Below are 18,146 nucleotides of genomic sequence, written 5' to 3' on the forward strand. Positions count from 1 at the left end.
GGTCGCCCTTTTTTTGATCCGCACAGGAAGGAATCGAACATGCAAGATAAACTGTTTTCTCTGCCGGTGGTCACGCAGATCTCCCCTTACCTCACCCAGCGCCAGATAGGTGAACTCCCCGCCATTGTTGTGAGTCACCCTAAAGTGCGGGCAGCCATTACGCTTCAGGGCGCGCACCTCATCGCCTGGCAACCCAGCGGCGAAAAGCCGGTACTCTGGCTGAGTGATAAGAGTCTCTTTGCACCGGGTAAGGCGATTCGTGGCGGCGTTCCGATCTGCTGGCCGTGGTTCGGCCCGGCGGGCGAACCGGCACACGGCTTTGCGCGGGTTCAGCCGTGGAAACTCACGGCGCATGATGAAAATGAAGATGGCGTCATGCTGACGCTGGTGCTGGAGAGCAACCCTCAGACGCTGAAGCTCTGGCCGCATGAATTCACCCTGATTGCCCGCTTCCGGCTGGGCCAGCATTGTGAGATTGAGCTGGAAGCCTATGGTGACTTTGAAGCGACGGCGGCTCTGCACAGCTACTTTACCGTCAGCGACATCAACGGTGTGGAAGTCTCGGGTCTGGGCAATAGCTATATCGACAAAGTGAATAACGGCGAGGTGGCCAGCAGCGACGGCAAACAGCGTTATCCTGGACGCATCGACCGTATCTTTACCGCAGCAGAAGATTGCTCAGTGATTAATGATACTGCGGGCGAGCGGCAGATCGAGGTGTACCACCATCATCACAGTGACGTTGTCACGTGGAATCCGGGTGTGGAACTCTCCTGCAGCATGACGGATATGGCGAATGAGGGCTATAAGACCATGGTCTGTGTGGAGACGGCGCGTATCAGCAAACCGTTACGCAGCGCGGGTGAAAAACCGGCACGACTGGCCACGACGTTCCGCCTCAAAAAGAAAGCCGCAGCCAGCGATAACGTTAACGGCTAAACAATATCCAGCGGCGACTTATGCTGTGGCGCTGGCCAGGCGCGATCGATGAGCTGCAAATCCTCATCGGTCAGTTCCACCTCCAGCGCCGCCGCATTTTCCTGAACGTGGGCCACTGAACTGGCTTTAGGAATGGCAATCACCCCTGGCTGACGAATCACCCAGGCCAGCAGTAATTGCGCCACGCTGATGCCCTTCTGCTGTGCAATCTGAGTCAGCTGAGGATCGGTAAAGAGTGAGTCACGTAGCCGTCCGGCCTGGGCCAGCGGACAGTAGGCCATGACCGGTACGCCACGCTGCTGACATGCCGGCAGCAGATCAAATTCAATGCCGCGTGAAGCCAGATGATAGAGCACCTGATTGGTCGCGCAGGCCTCACCCTTCTCTTCATCCCACAGTTCGGCCATATCATCGGTGTCAAAATTCGATACGCCCCAGTGACGAATTTTGCCCTGCTGCTGCAGGCGTTCCATCGCGCGCAGTGTCTCTTCCAGCGGAATATTGCCGCGCCAGTGCAACAGGTAGAGATCGAGATAATCGGTTTGCAGACGTTGCAGGCTGCGCTCACAGGCTGCAATGGCATCCACTTCGCCCGCATTCCACGGATAAACTTTGGAGACCAGCAGCGCCCGGTCGCGACGGCCCAGCAGTGCCTGCCCGACCACCTCTTCGGCTCCGCCATCTGCATACATTTCGGCGGTATCGATAAGCTTCAAGCCGCACTCAAGACCCGCCTGCAATGCAGCGACTTCATCAGCACGCTGCGCCGGGTTTTCACCCATATACCAGGTGCCCTGACCGATCACCGGCAGATCGCCAAAACCGGCAAAGTTAATCGTGTTACGCATTCTGCTCTCCCGCCCCATTCTGAGGCCCTGTAAAAGAACAGAGGGCAATAAATGCCCTCTTTTGGTGCGTTATCAGAAGGTATAGCTGACACCCGTCCAGATTAACGCCTGCCCGCTTTTATCAATCATCGGGCTGTCTTTGATTTCGCTGTCGAAACGGATATAACGCCCCATAACGCTGGCATTCCACTGCGGCGCAATCTGATAGCTGGCGCTCAGTTCCACATAAGGTGACCAGCTGTCATCCGGGTTGTAACGGCTGATGCCGGTACGGGCGCTTTCATGCCCGGATACCCCATAGTAATAACGGTTTTGATTGGCGCTGTTCCATGTGGCCCCGATGCCCGGCGTCAGGCTGAAGTCACCCATCTGGAAGCGATAGAGGTATGTCAGGTCCCAGATCATCCCATTGCTGTTATTGAGCACATCCCCCAGCAATGAGGTACGGACAATCCCCCAGTCAGCGGTGTGACGATAGGTTGCGCCACCCATCAGCGTCATGCGGCGTTTATCCAGCCCTTTCATGTCGCCCAGGTCGTTGTCGCTGGGTTTGTACTCCTGCGGTGACCCCAGCAGCGTCAGTGACAGCTGGTTCTGAGGATCTTTCCACAGGTAGTAGCCGCCCTGCAGGCTGCGGAACCAGAAGTCTTCACCCTCGTAATTGATAACCGGAAGCGGGATATACCGGTCCTGGCCGCCGCGATAAGGTGAATCGGCATAGATGACCGATGCGCCAATGGAAAGCGGTGCGGCATTCGCGTGCGTGGCCAGTAAATAACAGGGCAGAAGTGCAACAAGCGTCTTAAATTTGAATTGGTTCACAATTTATTCATTCCATAAATATAACAATCAAACAGGAAGTCTAACGTTTTTTCACGGCTGGATTAACTTATATCGAAATCCTTTAAGTGACTGATCGATGAAAGTGGCATTAAAGGTTAAAAACACGTTAAGTTAAAGCATCACCCATAAGAACGCATCTCACAACAGACCCGCTGTACAGTTGATCTTCCCCTCATTAACCCAAACCCGTGGAGGAAATTTCCTAGAAGCCATCTACAGTTAGAAGTAACAGCAGACATTTTGTACGAGCAGAGTAACCATAAAAGTTGTGTATCCCGATAAGAAAGATCAGGTTGGCATAAGGGTTGCTGTACTCAACAGAGAATATCTTCCGGGAGCTGCTATAAGCCTCTAATTACGCTCCTTACCTGTGCTAAAAACGAAAGGACGGGCATCGCTATGAATATATTCGATCACTATCGTCAGCGTTATGAAGCTGCCAAGGACGAAGAGTTCACACTGCAGGAATTTCTTGCTATCTGTAAGCAGGATCGCAGTGCATACGCCAACGCTGCAGAGCGACTGTTAATGGCTATCGGAGAGCCGGTAATGGTCGATACTGCTCAGGAGCCACGCCTTTCCAGAATATTCTCCAACCGTGTGATGGGACGCTATCCGGCGTTCGAGGAGTTTTACGGCATGGAGGAAGCGATTGAACAGATCGTCTCCTACCTGAAACATGCCGCTCAGGGACTGGAAGAGAAGAAACAGATCCTCTATTTACTGGGACCGGTAGGTGGCGGTAAATCCTCACTGGCGGAACGGCTTAAGTCGCTGATGCAGCGGGTACCCATCTATGTACTGAGCGCCGACGGGGAACGCAGCCCGGTTAATGACCACCCTCTCTGCCTGTTTAATCCGCAGGAAGATGCGCATATTCTCGAAAAAGAGTATGGCGTGCCGCGCCGTTATCTCGGCACGATTATGTCGCCGTGGGCCGCTAAGCGACTGCACGACTTTGGCGGCGATATCTCGCGTTTCAAAGTGGTGAAAGTCTGGCCGTCAATCCTGGAACAACTGGCGATTGCCAAAACTGAACCGGGTGATGAGAACAACCAGGATATCTCCGCGCTGGTCGGTAAAGTGGATATCCGTAAACTGGAAAACCATGCGCAAAACGATCCTGATGCTTACGGTTACTCCGGCGCACTCTGCCGTGCCAACCAGGGGATCATGGAATTCGTTGAGATGTTCAAAGCGCCTATCAAGGTGCTGCACCCCTTACTGACGGCGACGCAGGAAGGGAACTACAACGGCACCGAGGGGATTTCGGCGCTGCCGTTTAACGGCATTATTCTGGCGCACTCCAACGAATCAGAGTGGGTGACGTTCCGTAATAACAAGAATAATGAGGCGTTCCTTGACCGTGTCTATATCGTCAAGGTGCCCTACTGCCTGCGGGTCTCTGAAGAGATCAAAATCTACGACAAGTTACTTAATCACAGTGAGCTGGCGACCTCGCCCTGCGCACCGGGTACGCTGGAAACGCTGGCACGCTTCTCTATCCTGTCACGTCTCAAGGATCCGGATAACTCCAGCATCTATTCCAAAATGCGGGTCTACGATGGTGAAAGCCTGAAAGATACCGACCCTAAGGCGAAGTCATGGCAGGAGTATCATGATTACGCCGGTGTGGATGAGGGGATGAACGGCCTTTCAACCCGCTTTGCCTTTAAGATTCTGTCGCGGGTATTTAACTTTGACCACGCCGAAGTGGCGGCCAACCCGGTGCACCTGTTCTATGTACTGGAGCAGCAGATTGAGCGCGAACAGTTCCCACAGGATCAGGCCGAGAAATACCTTGAGCACCTCAAAGGCTATCTGATCCCCAAATATGCTGAGTTTATCGGCAAAGAGATTCAGACCGCCTATCTGGAATCTTACTCTGAGTATGGTCAGAACATCTTTGACCGCTATGTGACCTATGCCGACTTCTGGATTCAGGATCAGGAGTATCGCGATCCCGATACCGGACAGCTGTTTGATCGTGAATCGCTCAACGCGGAACTGGAGAAAATCGAGAAACCCGCTGGCATCAGTAACCCGAAAGATTTCCGTAATGAGATCGTCAACTTCGTGCTGCGCGCCAGGGCACACAATAACGGTCGCAACCCGAACTGGACCAGTTACGAGAAATTACGCACCGTGATCGAGAAGAAAATGTTCTCGAATACGGAAGAGTTGCTGCCGGTGATCTCGTTTAATACCAAGACCTCTACCGATGAGCAGAAAAAGCATGATGATTTTGTCGATCGCATGATGGAAAAAGGCTATACCCGCAAACAGGTTCGCCTGCTGTGTGAATGGTATTTGCGTGTGCGTAAATCGTCCTGATAAGAGTCTGTAAGCTTGCCGGTAAGTGATACCGGTCTGACAAGGTCGGGTTCGCCCGGCCTGCTTACAATGTAGTTTGGGGGAATACCATGGCCTATTTCATCGATCGCCGACTCAACGGCAAAAACAAGAGCGCGGTAAACCGCCAGCGCTTCTTGCGCCGTTATAAGTCGCAAATTAAGCAGTCGATCTCCGAGGCCATCAATAAACGCTCGGTGACCGATGTAAGCAGCGGTGAGTCTGTCTCTATCCCGATTGACGACATCAATGAGCCAATTTTCCATCAGGGACGCGGCGGCAACCGCCATCGGGTCCATCCGGGCAACGACCATTTTGTGCAGAATGACCGGGTCGAGCGACCGCAGGGTGGTGGCGGCAGCGGCAGTGGCCAGGGCAATGCCAGTCAGGATGGTGAAGGTCAGGATGAGTTTGTCTTTCAGATATCGAAAGATGAGTATCTGGACCTGCTGTTTGAAGATCTCGCCCTGCCTAACCTGCGCCGGAACCAGCATCGCCAGTTGAATGAGTATAAGACCCACCGTGCCGGTTTCACCTCTAACGGTGTGCCTGCCAATATCAGCGTCGTACGTTCGCTGCAGAACTCGCTGGCGCGTCGTACGGCGATGACGGCGGGCAAACGCCGGATGCTGCACGAACTGGAAGAAACGCTGCTGGAGATTGAGAACTCTGAACCGGCTCAGCTTCTGGAGGAGGAGCGGCTGCGCAAAGAGATCGCCGAGTTGCGGGCGCGTATCGATCGGGTGCCTTTTATCGACACCTTCGACCTGCGCTACAAAAACTTTGAGAAACGGCCGGAGCCTTCCAGCCAGGCAGTGATGTTCTGTCTGATGGATGTATCCGGATCCATGGATCAGGCCACCAAGGATATGGCGAAACGCTTCTATATCCTGCTTTACCTGTTCCTGAGCCGCACCTACAAGAATGTTGATGTGGTTTACATTCGTCATCACACGCAGGCCAAAGAGGTGGATGAACAGGAGTTCTTCTACTCCCAGGAGACCGGTGGCACCATCGTTTCGAGTGCACTGAAACTCATGGATGAGGTGGTGAAAGAGCGCTATGACCCGGCGCAGTGGAACATCTATGCTGCGCAGGCGTCGGATGGCGATAACTGGGCCGACGATTCACCGCTCTGTCACGAGATCCTGGCGAAGCATATTCTGCCGGTGGTGCGTTATTACAGTTATATCGAGATTACCCGCCGTGCACATCAGACGCTGTGGCGAGAGTATGAGCATCTGCAGTCGACGTTCGATAACTTTGCTATCGAACACATTCGTGAGCCGGAAGATATCTACCCGGTGTTCCGATCGCTGTTCCATAAACAGGCAACGGAAGCCTGATGCACTAAGCCGGCTCATCGCCGGCTTTTTTTATCTTCAGAATAACCTGCTAAAACAGTCTGTTTTCTGCCGCTTGCCTGCCAACCCCCTCATTCTTCACATTAATCTGATTCCATATGCTGTTAAGCAATTCGTATAATGATCATTTTCACAATGACAACTCCTTGATAAAACATTATCTTTCAGAGATAGCATGGATATTTGTCACCAGTCGCTGCACCGCACTGTCATATCTCAGGAGATCGGGTTTGAACCACACTATTGTCTACAGTCTGTTTATCATCGGTTCCGTGCTGGTCGCATCGAGCATTCTGCTCAGCTCTTTCTCATCCAGACTGGGCATCCCCATTCTGGTGATCTTCCTTGCCCTGGGCATGCTGACCGGGGTTGATGGTATCGGCGGCATCGCCTTTGATAACTATCCGGCGGCTTACTTAATCTCGAACCTGGCGCTGGCGATTATCCTGCTGGATGGCGGCATGCGGACCAAAGCCAGCTCATTTAAAGTTGCCCTGGGGCCAGCGCTGTCGCTGGCGACCGTCGGGGTCATGATTACCGCAGGCTTAACCGGTGTGGTCGCCGCCTGGTTGTTTAACCTGGATATGATGCAGGGCTTCCTGATTGGCGCGATCATCGGCTCCACGGATGCCGCCGCCGTCTTCTCCCTGCTGGGTGACAAAGGTCTGAATGAGCGCGTCAGCTCCACGCTGGAGATTGAATCGGGCAGTAACGATCCGATGGCGGTGTTCCTGACCATTACGCTGATTGAGATGATCGAACAGGGCCGCAGCGGCCTTGACTGGATGTTCCTGGTGCATCTGGTGCAGCAGTTTGGTCTGGGTATCGTGCTGGGCCTGGGCGGCGGCTGGGCGCTGCAGCAGCTGATTAACCGTATCAGTCTGGCCGGTGGGCTCTATCCGCTGCTGGCGTTGAGTGGCGGCATTCTGGTGTTCGCCCTGACCACGGTATTAGAGGGCAGCGGCATCCTGGCGGTCTATCTTTGCGGCTTTTTACTGGGCAACAGGCCGATTCGCAACCGTCACGGCATTCTGCAGACCTTTGACGGCATGGCGTGGCTAAGTCAGATTGGCATGTTCATCGTGCTGGGACTGCTGGTAACCCCGTCTGATTTGTGGCATATCGCGGTTCCGGCGATGATCCTCTCACTGTGGCTGATTCTGGTGGCGCGTCCACTGTCGGTCTTTATTGGTCTGCTGCCGTTTCGCAGTTTTACTACACGCGAACGCGTCTTTATCAGCTGGGTCGGTTTACGCGGCGCGGTACCGATTATCCTTGCGGTCTTCCCGATGATGGCCGGATTAGAAAACGCGTCGCTCTATTTTAATATCGCCTTCTTTGTGGTGCTGGTCTCCCTGATGTTGCAGGGCACCTCGCTGGGCTTTGCAGCGAAAAAAGCCAAAGTGGTGGTACCGCCTACCGCATCGCCTATCAGCCGTATCGGTCTGGATATCCATCCCGAAAATCCATGGGAGCAGTTTGTCTACCAGCTCAGCGCTGACAAGTGGTGCGTCGGTGCCGCTCTGCGTGACCTGCAGATGCCGCGTGAGACCCGCATCGCCGCCCTGTTCCGTGATAATGTGCTGATGCATCCGAATGATGGAACGAGGCTCAGGGAGAACGACGTTATCTGCGTGATTGGCCGTGAGCGCGATCTGCCGGCGCTGGGTAAGATGTTCAGCCAGTCGCCGCCGGTTTCCCTCGACCAGCGTTTCTTTGGTGACTTTATTCTGGATGCTGAAGCTCGCCTGCGCGATATTGCGCAGATTTACGGACTGGAACTGGATGAGAACACCAACGATCAGCAGTCGCTGGGACAACTGGTGCTGAGTATGCTGGGCGGCGCGCCGGTGGTTGGCGATCAGGTTGAGTGGAATCAGCTGACGTGGACTGTGGCGGAGAAAGAGGATAACCGTATTGTGAAGATTGGTGTCCGTCCGGCTGAAGAGAAGGAATAATCCTAATCATTCAGTCACGTTATTTTCTGTCGATACGCTAAGCTTAAAAGTCTATGCCAGCAAAAACGGGAGAAATGAATGGGACACGTGGTTAAAATTGGTCGTTATGAGATTGTTGATGCCGATCTTGACAGTGAGAACCTCGACACCGTCAGCATCCCCTGTCACACCAATCCCGGCTTAATTACCCAACTTGATGGCTGGGATCGCGATACCAGCGTCCCGGCATGGATTGACGGAGAACCGGTGGATCTGCAGATTGGTCATTACGATAAACAGCAGGACCGCTGGATTTTAAAAAAACCTGCCTGAGTCCGTTATCACTACCGCCAGTCGTAAGATTTGGCGGTAATTCCTAAAAAGCGTCTTAAACAGTTTGGTTATAACCAACCCCGCCTTATTTTATCCAGTAAAAACCATGAGTTAGCCATTTAAAACTTTAATCACTTTTGATGTTTTCAGATTTTTTCCGTATTAACTCTGTCAAATAACTCCTGCATACTCATTCTCAATGCTGCAACATTTCGTGAGTACTATCACGCTTTAGCCGTTATCTTTTTTGCAGCTGCACTGGCTTTACTGACTGCAACAGACTGAAAATTATTTTTTAATTTTTCAGAAGCCCACCCCTGAGCGCGTACATGATTCTGGTCAGGCCATCTTTTACTTGAGAAAGAGAGCAGGTTTTATGGCAAGTACATTGATAATGAATAGCCCGAGCCGCTCGTGGAGCGGCACGCGTAAAAATATCATCGTGAAATTCGCCCTGAGCTTTTCCGATCTGATTGCACTTAACCTCGCACTGTTTTTATCTGCCGCGACGATACAGGGTATTTGGGGCGAGCTGGATACCTTTATTCCACCTCATCAAATTGAATATCGTTTTGTGGCACAGTTTATTATGTCAGTCATGTGTACCGGCTGGTTCTGGGTACGCCTGCGTCACTACACCTATCGCAAACCCTTCTGGTTTGAACTGAAAGAGATCATTAAAACATTATTTGTTTTCTCGCTGCTCGACCTCGCGTTGATCGCCTTCTCTAAATGGGATTTCTCCCGCATGGTGTGGGTCTTCAGCTGGACATATGCCCTGCTGCTGCTGCCGCTGATGCGTGCTCTGGTTAAACGCGCCATTCACAAGGCGGGTCAGTGGCAGAAAGAGACCATCATCATTGGCTCCGGCAGAAACGCCACCGAAGCTTACGCGGCGCTGCAGAGTGAAGAGATTCTGGGCTACAACGTACAGGCCTTTATCTCGGTCGATGATGTCCCGGCTCAGCAGAGCGTGAATGGCGTGCCGGTGATCACCTGGAAAGATATCAACTGGCAGACCATTGACCGCGACAACGTGCAGTTTATTGTGGCTATGGAGTATGAGCAGCAGCCGATGCGCGATCGCTGGCTGAAATTCCTGTCGAAAATGAACTGCCGTTCAGTTTCAGTGATCCCGACGCTGCGCGGCGTGCCGCTTTACGGCACGGACATGTCCTTTATCTTCAGCCATGAAGTGATGATTCTGCGCGTCAGCAACAACCTGGCGAAACACTCCTCCCGTTTCATGAAGCGCGCCTTTGATATCGTGGTGGCGTCGATGTTGCTGCTGTTCCTCGGCCCAATCTTCGCCCTGCTCTGTTATATGGTAAAACGTGATGGCGGCAATGCCATTTATGGTCACGAGCGTGTGGGCCAGAATGGCAAAAAATTCAAATGTCTGAAATTCCGTTCCATGGTGACCAATTCCAAAGAGGTGCTGGAGAAATTACTGGCAACCAGCGAAGAGGCACGAATTGAGTGGGACAAAGATTTCAAACTGAAGAATGACCCGCGCGTGACCCGGATTGGTAGTTTCCTGCGTAAAACCAGCCTGGACGAGTTGCCGCAGCTGTGGAACGTGATTCGTGGCGAGATGAGCCTGGTTGGCCCGCGTCCGGTGATTGAAGCTGAGCTGGAGCGTTATGCCGGTGATGTCGACTACTACCTGATGGCCAAGCCGGGTATGACCGGTCTGTGGCAGGTCAGCGGACGTAACGATATCGACTATGATACCCGCGTCTATTTTGACTCCTGGTATGTCAAAAACTGGGCGCTCTGGACCGATATTGCGATCCTGTTCAAAACCGCAGGCGTGGTGTTACGCCGCGACGGCGCTTACTAATCAGACCTCTGCGATGCCTGTTTACAGCAGGCATTGCATTTTCCGCACGACTTCCTCTATCTTTTTTGCCGCTGAATCATTACCCTCTGCGATCGTTTTTAAACAGAACGCTTACCCTCTGGTTGTTATGCAAAAATTTACTCTGCTGTTATTAAGCCTGGTGCTGCTGGCACCCTTAGGCATCGATCTTTATTTGCCCACGCTGCCACAAATCGCAGAAGGGCTGGATACGCCGGTTAATCTGGTGCAAACCACCATTCCCCTGTTTCTGCTGATTATGGGGCTGGGACAACTGGTGACCGGCCCGCTGGTGGACAACTATGGCCGTAAGCCGATTGCCCTGCTGGGCCTGGCGCTTTACATCACGGGGAGTGCCATCGCCGCCACCGCCACCTCATTCCCGCTGTTCGTCCTTGCCCGCCTGGTGCAGGGCTGTGGCGTCTGCTGCAGCGCGGTCGTGGCCTTTAGCGGCGTGCGTGACCGCCTGAGCGGTGATGATGCCGCCCGTGCATATGGCTTCCTGAATGGCGCATTAAACATCGTTCCGGCCCTGGCTCCGCTGCTGGGCGGTTTGCTGGCCAGCGCCTTTGACTGGCGCGCACCCTTCTGGTTTCTCTGCGCCTACGGCGTGCTGATTACGCTGCTGGTGATTATCTGGCTGCCAGAGACGCGCCCGGCGGATACCCTGCGGGTGAAAGGATTACCGATTAAACAGTATGCCGCGATCCTGCGCCAGCCGCGCTTTCTGGCGTTCGCGTTCGCCAATGCCGGTGCGCTGGGCATGGTGCTGACCTACGTGTCGCTGGCACCGCAGGTATTAATGACCGAAGGCGGGCTGACGCCAATCCAGTTCTCTTTTGCTTTTGGCGCCAACGGTTTCTGGATCATGTTTGTCAGCATGTTCGTGAATAAAGCGATTCGCAAAGCGGGTCGCCCTTTCTGCCTGGCGATGGGATTCTTCACTATGCTGATGGGCGCGATGCTGCTGGTAGCGGGGATGCAGATCTTCCCGGCGGAGATGCAGACGCACTGGGCGCTTTACATGTTCCCGGTGGCCGTTTCAGTTGCCGGGCTGGCCTTTACGGTGGGACCGGCCACCAGCTATGCGCTGGAGCCCTATCAGCAACAGGCGGGCGTAGCGTCCGCCTTGCAGGGATTCATTCAGATGGCCGGTGGCGCGTCAGGCAGCCTGGTCATTGTGGCGCTGCCGGTGGCGGAGAAGCTGTCGCTGAGTCTGATGATGCTGCTGGGTGCAGCGCTGGCCTTTATCGCCTGGCGCTGCAGCAGAAAGATGCGCGGCAGCCTGACCGCGCTTAAATAACCGTGACCGGAACGCGGGGGGCCAGCGCACACATCAGCTCGTACCCTACCGTTCCGGCCGCTTTTGCCACCTGATCGATTTTCACCTGCTCCCCCCACAGCTCCACGGCTGAGCCAATACCGGCCTGGGGACAAGGGGTTAAATCCACGGTGATCATATCCATCGAAACCGCGCCAACCACCTGAGTCATCACGCCATCGACACAGACGGGCGTACCTGTAGGAGCATGCCGTGGATAGCCATCCGCGTAGCCACAGGCCACCACGCCAATTCGTTGCGCTGCACTGGCGTGATAGCGGTAGCCGTAACCCACTCCATCGCCCGGCTGTAGCTGCTGGACCGCAATAATCTCACTGCTTAAGGTCATCACCGGTTTCAGGCCACTACCTGCAATGTCCTGCCAGTCACCGCTGGGCGACGCGCCATACAGAATGATGCCGGGACGAACCCAGTCAAAGTGCGCTTCAGGATGCCACAGGGTGCAGGCGGAGTTGGAGAGCGATCGCGGACAGTTCAGCCCCTCAGCCGCCTGCTCTACGCGCTGCAGTGGCGCAATCAGACCCTGCGGATTTTCCGCATCGGCAAAATGGGCCATCAGCGTCATCTCACCTACCGTACTGAGCGCCCGCAGCTTTTGCCATGCGCCGTTGACCTGTTCCGGGCGAAATCCCAGCCGGTTCATCCCGCTGTTCATTTTGAGATAGATATCCACCGGTGCTGCAAGTCTGGCACTGGCCAGCGCGTTGATTTGCCAGTTACTGTGTACGCTGGTGGTGAGACGATAACGGTCAATCAGCTGCAAATCCTCTGGCTGGAAGAAACCTTCCAGCAGCAGAATCGGCTTTTTCCAGCCCTGCTCACGCAGCTGGATCGCCTCTTGAATATTAAGAAGCGCGAAGCCGTCAGTGGCAGATAACGCCTCGCGCACGCGATCAATGCCATGGCCATAAGCATTAGCTTTCACCACTGACCAGACGCGGGAGGCGGGTGCCGCCTGGCGAACAACAGTCAGGTTATGACGTAACGCCTGCTGGTTGATGGTAGCGACAATCGGACGTGACATCCTCTCTCTCCCTGAATACTTAACGAGTTGCGTTGGCGTTACGCAGCGGCGATGAGGTCGCCGCGAAACCGGGTAAGTAGCGGAACACCGCTAAGTCATCCGCCGCAATGGCCGGCTTTTTACCGGAGATGAGATCGGCCAGCAGCTGACCAGAACCACACGCCATCGTCCAGCCCAGCGTACCGTGACCGGTATTGAGCCAGAGATTAGAGATCGGTGTGGCACCCACAATCGGCGTACCGTCTGGCGTCATCGGACGCAGACCGGTCCAGAAACTCGCCTGCGCGAGATGACCGCCTTCAGGATAGAGATCACTGACCACCATCTCCAGCGTTTCCCGCCGCGCTTCGGTGAGTTTGGTGTTAAAACCAACAATTTCCGCCATACCGCCGACACGAATACGATCGTCAAACCGCGTCACCGCCACTTTGTAGGTCTCATCCAGGATAGTTGAAACCGGTGCGGCGTCAGGATTTTTAATCGGAATAGTGAGTGAATAGCCTTTCAGCGGATAGACCGGAATATCGATGACATTTTTTAACAGCGCGGTCGAGTAGGAACCAAACGCCACCACATAGCTGTCCGCCTTGATGATCTCATCACCGCACTTCACGCCATAGATGCGATTGCCATCGCGCAGCAGGTGGTCGACCGGAGTGTTAAAGCGGAAGACCACGCCCGCCTCTTCGGCCATTTTTGCCAGCCGCTGAGTAAAGAGCTGACAGTCGCCGGTTTCATCATTGGGCAGGCGTAATCCGCCGGTGAGTTTATGCTGGGTTGCCGCCAGTGCCGGTTCAACGCGAGACAGTTCATGCGCCTGCAGCAGCTCATAGGGCACACCCGCGTCGCGCAGCACCGCAATATCTTTGCTGGCGCTGTCGAACTGCTGCTGGGTACGGAACAGTTGCAGCGTCCCGCCCTGACGGCCCTCATAGGCGATGCCGGTTTCACTGCGCAGCGCTTTCAGACAGTCACGGCTATATTCGGCAATGCGCACCATGCGGCTTTTGTTCTGCTGATAGTGATTGATGTCGCAGTTGCGCAGCATGTGCCACATCCACTCCAGCTGAAAACTACTGCCATCCAGCCGGATAGCCAGCGGCGCGTGGCGCTGAAACATCCACTTCACCGCTTTCAATGGCACGCCGGGCGCTGCCCAGGGTGCGGCATAACCCGGAGAGATCTGACCGGCATTCCCTGCACTGGTCTCCATCGCTGCGGCGGGCTGACGATCAATGACCGTCACCTGATGTCCGGCACGCGCCAGATACCAGGCACTTGCCACCCCGATCACACCACTTCCAAGAATTACAACGTGCATAGCTCCCCCACCCGACCTGTAAAAGCATAATTCACTGTTCAACTGATGATAGTCAGCGGATTTACACAGCAGACACCACCACAGAATTTCACCATCCATTTCACATCTTTTTTACTTTTCAGGTAACTAAAATCTTGTCGCACGGCCAATTTCAGCGCTTTATGCGTCTTAATCCTTAAACACAGAAATAAATGACAACGAAGGCAGTTAAATCTGCCTGTTGCAGGAGATTCATTCAACCCCATACATTCCGCTTATAAACAGGATTAGATTCCGCAATTTATAATAAGAACAGTATGAAAGGCTGTTAAATTCTCTGCCGCACCGCTCTTAATGATTTTGTGCCAAAGAATTCGTTTGAGTTCGCATTTCGGATAAGCGACAGTGGGCTATCATTGTTGTGTTCGCTCAGTTTTTTTCGGGTTCCCTTTTTCAGGATGAAGCCTTAAATAACCAGAACGGGTTGTCTTTCGGGTCAGCCGGTTTGCAAAAAAGAGGTGCGCTATGACGACAATCTTTGACGAAGCCATCAGAGACAGCAAACGACTCAATGACGGACCAGACTGGACATTCGAACTGCTTGATGTCTACTTAGCCGAGATCGACCGGGTGGCTAAACTCTACCGGCTTGATACCTACCCGCACCAAATCGAAGTGATTACCTCTGAACAGATGATGGATGCCTACTCCAGCGTCGGCATGCCAATCAACTATTCACACTGGTCATTCGGCAAAAAGTTTATCGAGACCGAGCAGCGCTATAAGCATGGTCAGCAGGGTCTGGCCTATGAGATTGTCATCAACTCTAATCCCTGCATCGCCTACCTGATGGAAGAGAACACCATGACCATGCAGGCGCTGGTGATGGCGCATGCCTGCTATGGCCACAACTCTTTCTTTAAAAATAACTATCTGTTCCGCAGCTGGACGGATGCCGGGTCGATTGTCGATTACCTGTTATTTGCCAAAAACTATATCAGTGACTGCGAAGAGCGCTATGGCGTCGAAGAGGTAGAGCGGTTGCTCGACTCCTGCCATGCCTTAATGAATTATGGCGTCGATCGCTATAAGCGCCCGCAGAAGATCTCTCTGCAGGAGGAGAAGGCGCGGCAGAAAAGCCGTGAGGAGTATCTGCAAAGTCAGGTGAACACCCTGTGGCGAACGCTGCCACGGCGTGAGAAAGAGGCCGTGACCTTTGAAGCCGCGCGCTACCCCTCTGAGCCGCAGGAAAACCTGCTCTATTTTATGGAGAAAAACGCCCCGCTGCTGGAGTCATGGCAGCGTGAGATCCTGCGCATTGTGCGCAAGGTAAGCCAGTATTTCTATCCGCAGAAACAGACCCAGGTAATGAATGAAGGCTGGGCGACATTCTGGCACTACACCATCCTCAATCACCTCTATGATGAAGGCAAAGTGTCGGAACGCTTTATGATGGAGTTCCTGCACAGCCACACCAACGTCGTGTTTCAGCCGCCCTATAACAGTCAGTGGTATAACGGCATCAACCCCTATGCGTTAGGGTTCGCGATGATGCAGGATATCAAGCGTATCTGTCAGTCGCCGACCGAGGAGGATCGCTACTGGTTCCCGGATATCGCCGGTTCCGACTGGCTGGAAACGCTGCATTTTGCGATGCGCGAGTTCAAGGATGAGAGTTTTATCAGCCAGTTCCTGTCGCCGAAAGTCATGCGTGATTTCCGTCTGTTTACCGTACTGGATGATGACCGCAACAATTATCTCGAAATCGCCGCGATCCACGATGAGGCGGGCTACCGGGCAATTCGCCAGCAGCTCTCTGCGCAGTACAACCTGAGTAATCTCGAACCGAATATTCAGGTCTATAACGTCGATCTGCGCGGTGACCGTTCGCTGACCCTGCGTTATGTGCCGCAGAGCCGCACGCCACTGGATAAGAGCCGTCGCGAGGTGCTGAAACATGTGCATCGTCTGTGGGGATTTGATGTGATTCTGGAACAGCAGAACGAGGATGGCAGCGTAGAGCTGCTGGATCGTAATCCACCACGCGGTTCATCACTCTGATGGGATAAAAACAAAAAACCGGACGCGATGTCCGGTTTTTTTTAACGCTTACTGCCGAGATCGTCGGGCAGATTCTTCTGCATACTGTGCCAGATTTCACCGCTGCGGCGGCCGTAGTTGCGCACCACGTCCACAATCTCATCCTGTCCGGGCTCTTTGTCGCACAGTTCCAGCAGTTTCAGATAGAAATCGCGCGCGACCTGACGGGCTTCCGGATTAGAGAAGTAGTGGCGGCCAACGCGGGTATAGAGCCCTTTCAGGCCATTCAGGATCAGACCGTAAATCGGGTTACCTGACGCAAACGCCAGACCGCGGAACACCCGGTAGTCGAGCTCGGTATAGGCATCAGCCTGATCGGCAGCCGCGCTGACCGTTTCCAGCACTTCGCGTGCTTTGTCCGGATGATGGCGCAGCGCCCGGCTGATAAAGATCGATGAAATGTTGCTGCGTACCGACAGCAGGTTGTCGATCAGCACCGGAACGCTGTCGTGATCGAGACGGGCCAGCGTTTCCAGAATATTCAGGCCGGACGTCTCCCAGAAATCGTTCACCCGCGTCGGTTTACCGTGCTGAATAGTCAGCCAGCCATCGCGCGCCAGGCGCTGCAGCACTTCACGCAAGGTGGTGCGCGTCACCCCAATCAATTCAGAAAGCTCACGCTCAGCAGGAAGAATCGACCCTGGCGGAAAGCGACTGTTCCAGATGCTTTCAATAATATACTCTTCAGCAAATCCCGCTGGACTCTGAGCCTTTATAACCATAGCAATGTGTTCTCGTTGCTTTTCTAATCATGATGGGCACTCATCATACCAGACGCCCTATAGCGGATATAGCCTGCGTAACCATTAAAACCGGGCGCAGGCGCATATTTCAGCATGGCTGACCGCAGTATCAGCGGCTTCGGGATCACGGGCGGGCTGAATGGCTTTCTGCGCTGAAATGGCGCGTGCCACAGCACCGCTGAGTGTCAGCGTTCAGCCACCCTGAAAGCGCAGGACTTTGACAGCATATAACCCGCGCCTGCCGTTTCGCCTCCTGCCGCATGCGATCGCCTCTGTCGCCACTGCGGCTCTCCCCGCTCTTCACTGACCGGCGTTCTGCCGATAAGGTCTGGCTTATCCTCATTTAACCTGCTCTGGATCAGAATCAGGTCATGTTTGCACACGATTTTTCCCTGTCCCTGGCTGGTTTGCAAACGCTTTTGGTTTACACTGCGTGGCATTAACGTTTACAGGGAATGCAATATGTTGCGATATCTGAATCAATGCTCACGTGGTCGCGGAGCCTGGTTACTACTGGCACTGACTGCACTTGCACTGGAATTAACAGCACTCTTTTTTCAGCACGTAATGGGCCTGAAGCCCTGCGTGATGTGTATTTATGAGCGCAATGCGCTGTTTGGTGTGCTGGGCGCGGGTCTGATTGGTGCGATTGCGCCAAAATCGCCGTTGCGTCTGGCGGCGCTGGCGTTGTGGATCTACAGTGCCTGGGAAGGTCTGCGTCTCTCTTATGAACATACCATGATTCAGCTGCACCCTAACCCCTTCACCACCTGTGATTTTGCTGCTCGCTTCCCCAGCGGCTTACCGCTGGATAAGTGGCTGCCGTCGGTGTTTCTTGCCAGCGGTGACTGTGCAGAACGCAGCTGGACTTTCCTGACGCTCAGCATGCCGCAGTGGATGATTGTGGTGTTCGCCGGTTATCTGCTGGTCGCGGCGCTGGTGCTGATAGCCCAGCCGCTGAAACCTAAACGCCGCGATCTCTTTGGTCGCTGAGATCAAAAAAGGCTGCCACTGGCATAATGCTGGTCAGTTAAGATCAGAGTTGTAAAGGCTGTCACGGTCAAACGTGGCAGCTTTTTTTCCGGGCGAGCGAGCCGCAGTGCGGGCCAGCGCACCTCTGCTGCTGCCGGGCCGTCCTCGCGCCGCTCACGCGGTACCTT

14 protein-coding genes are annotated in these 18,146 nt (G+C 54.1%); 9 read left to right on the forward strand and 5 right to left on the reverse strand.

Annotated elements, in window-relative coordinates:
- Window positions 1-39 precede the first annotated feature (39 nt).
- Window positions 40-939, forward strand: coding sequence for a D-hexose-6-phosphate mutarotase (locus HFD87_RS06235; protein WP_122888819.1), 900 nt, complete (start codon window positions 40-42; stop codon window positions 937-939).
- Here the strand turns inward: HFD87_RS06235 and HFD87_RS06240 are convergent.
- Window positions 936-1,787 carry an aldo/keto reductase gene (locus tag HFD87_RS06240; protein ID WP_022625560.1) on the reverse strand — a complete coding sequence of 284 codons (852 nt, stop codon included), beginning with the start codon at window positions 1,785-1,787 and terminating at the stop codon, window positions 936-938. The two genes, HFD87_RS06235 and HFD87_RS06240, sit on opposite strands and share 4 nt — an antisense overlap.
- A gap of 72 nt (window positions 1,788-1,859) precedes the next feature.
- Window positions 1,860-2,609, reverse strand: a complete 750-nt coding sequence (locus HFD87_RS06245) for a MipA/OmpV family protein (RefSeq protein ID WP_010260609.1) — start codon at window positions 2,607-2,609, stop codon at window positions 1,860-1,862.
- 420 nt (window positions 2,610-3,029) lie between these two features.
- Here HFD87_RS06245 and yeaG point away from each other — a divergent pair, with 420 nt between their 5' ends.
- The 6 genes from yeaG to HFD87_RS06275 all read left to right on the forward strand — a co-directional run bounded on the left by yeaG (window position 3,030) and on the right by HFD87_RS06275 (window position 11,780).
- Complete coding sequence (gene yeaG, locus HFD87_RS06250) at window positions 3,030-4,964, forward strand: protein kinase YeaG (RefSeq protein WP_010260606.1); 1,935 nt, start codon at window positions 3,030-3,032, stop codon at window positions 4,962-4,964.
- Between the two features lie 89 nt (window positions 4,965-5,053).
- Window positions 5,054-6,328 carry a YeaH/YhbH family protein gene (locus HFD87_RS06255; RefSeq protein ID WP_167423083.1) on the forward strand — a complete coding sequence of 425 codons (1,275 nt, stop codon included), beginning with the start codon at window positions 5,054-5,056 and terminating at the stop codon, window positions 6,326-6,328.
- Between the two features lie 248 nt (window positions 6,329-6,576).
- Window positions 6,577-8,304: a potassium/proton antiporter gene (locus HFD87_RS06260; RefSeq protein ID WP_132498747.1), complete on the forward strand. Its 1,728-nt coding sequence runs from the start codon at window positions 6,577-6,579 to the stop codon at window positions 8,302-8,304.
- A 78-nt stretch (window positions 8,305-8,382) separates the two neighbouring features.
- On the forward strand, window positions 8,383-8,616 hold the full coding sequence (locus tag HFD87_RS06265; RefSeq protein ID WP_010260598.1) for a DUF1480 family protein: 234 nt from the start codon (window positions 8,383-8,385) through the stop codon (window positions 8,614-8,616).
- Window positions 8,617-8,992: 376 nt separating this feature from the next.
- Window positions 8,993-10,459: an undecaprenyl-phosphate galactose phosphotransferase WbaP gene (gene wbaP, locus HFD87_RS06270; RefSeq protein ID WP_029519111.1), complete on the forward strand. Its 1,467-nt coding sequence runs from the start codon at window positions 8,993-8,995 to the stop codon at window positions 10,457-10,459.
- A 127-nt stretch (window positions 10,460-10,586) separates the two neighbouring features.
- The gene (locus tag HFD87_RS06275) at window positions 10,587-11,780 is read left to right on the forward strand and encodes a multidrug effflux MFS transporter (protein ID WP_167423084.1); all 1,194 of its coding nucleotides are present in this window, start codon (window positions 10,587-10,589) and stop codon (window positions 11,778-11,780) included.
- Here the strand turns inward: HFD87_RS06275 and dadX are convergent.
- A complete protein-coding gene (gene dadX, locus HFD87_RS06280; protein ID WP_167423085.1) occupies window positions 11,773-12,843 on the reverse strand; it encodes a catabolic alanine racemase DadX in 1,071 nt (356 codons plus the stop codon). The genes HFD87_RS06275 and dadX overlap by 8 nt on opposite strands.
- Before the next feature lie 19 nt (window positions 12,844-12,862).
- The gene (locus HFD87_RS06285; RefSeq protein WP_167423086.1) at window positions 12,863-14,164 is read right to left on the reverse strand and encodes a D-amino acid dehydrogenase; all 1,302 of its coding nucleotides are present in this window, start codon (window positions 14,162-14,164) and stop codon (window positions 12,863-12,865) included.
- A gap of 504 nt (window positions 14,165-14,668) precedes the next feature.
- Here HFD87_RS06285 and HFD87_RS06290 point away from each other — a divergent pair.
- Entirely contained in the window at window positions 14,669-16,204 is a 1,536-nt protein-coding gene (locus HFD87_RS06290) for a SpoVR family protein (protein WP_022625556.1), read from the forward strand.
- Window positions 16,205-16,245: 41 nt separating this feature from the next.
- On the opposite strand, the gene fadR is transcribed toward HFD87_RS06290, so the two are convergent.
- A complete protein-coding gene (gene fadR, locus HFD87_RS06295; RefSeq protein ID WP_010670276.1) occupies window positions 16,246-16,965 on the reverse strand; it encodes a fatty acid metabolism transcriptional regulator FadR in 720 nt (239 codons plus the stop codon).
- A gap of 483 nt (window positions 16,966-17,448) precedes the next feature.
- On the opposite strand from fadR, the gene dsbB reads away from it, so the two are divergent.
- The gene (gene dsbB, locus HFD87_RS06300) at window positions 17,449-17,979 is read left to right on the forward strand and encodes a disulfide bond formation protein DsbB (RefSeq protein ID WP_163636953.1); all 531 of its coding nucleotides are present in this window, start codon (window positions 17,449-17,451) and stop codon (window positions 17,977-17,979) included.
- The last annotated feature ends 167 nt before the right edge of the window (window positions 17,980-18,146 follow it).

Source organism: Pantoea sp. EKM21T, assembly GCF_011800405.1.
In the GTDB taxonomy this organism is placed as follows: Bacteria; Pseudomonadota; Gammaproteobacteria; order Enterobacterales; family Enterobacteriaceae; genus Pantoea; species Pantoea agglomerans.

What these genes read in the sequence shown, in the direction of transcription:
- HFD87_RS06235 (WP_122888819.1), top strand. Translation starts at nt 40, where the DNA reads ATGCAAGATAAACTGTTTTCTCTGCCGGTGGTCACGCAGATCTCCCCT.
- HFD87_RS06240 (WP_022625560.1), bottom strand. Translation starts at nt 1,787, where the DNA reads ATGCGTAACACGATTAACTTTGCCGGTTTTGGCGATCTGCCGGTGATC.
- yeaG (WP_010260606.1), top strand. Translation starts at nt 3,030, where the DNA reads ATGAATATATTCGATCACTATCGTCAGCGTTATGAAGCTGCCAAGGAC.
- HFD87_RS06255 (WP_167423083.1), top strand. Translation starts at nt 5,054, where the DNA reads ATGGCCTATTTCATCGATCGCCGACTCAACGGCAAAAACAAGAGCGCG.
- HFD87_RS06265 (WP_010260598.1), top strand. Translation starts at nt 8,383, where the DNA reads ATGGGACACGTGGTTAAAATTGGTCGTTATGAGATTGTTGATGCCGAT.
- wbaP (WP_029519111.1), top strand. Translation starts at nt 8,993, where the DNA reads ATGGCAAGTACATTGATAATGAATAGCCCGAGCCGCTCGTGGAGCGGC.
- HFD87_RS06275 (WP_167423084.1), top strand. Translation starts at nt 10,587, where the DNA reads ATGCAAAAATTTACTCTGCTGTTATTAAGCCTGGTGCTGCTGGCACCC.
- dadX (WP_167423085.1), bottom strand. Translation starts at nt 12,843, where the DNA reads ATGTCACGTCCGATTGTCGCTACCATCAACCAGCAGGCGTTACGTCAT.
- HFD87_RS06285 (WP_167423086.1), bottom strand. Translation starts at nt 14,164, where the DNA reads ATGCACGTTGTAATTCTTGGAAGTGGTGTGATCGGGGTGGCAAGTGCC.
- HFD87_RS06290 (WP_022625556.1), top strand. Translation starts at nt 14,669, where the DNA reads ATGACGACAATCTTTGACGAAGCCATCAGAGACAGCAAACGACTCAAT.
- fadR (WP_010670276.1), bottom strand. Translation starts at nt 16,965, where the DNA reads ATGGTTATAAAGGCTCAGAGTCCAGCGGGATTTGCTGAAGAGTATATT.
- dsbB (WP_163636953.1), top strand. Translation starts at nt 17,449, where the DNA reads ATGTTGCGATATCTGAATCAATGCTCACGTGGTCGCGGAGCCTGGTTA.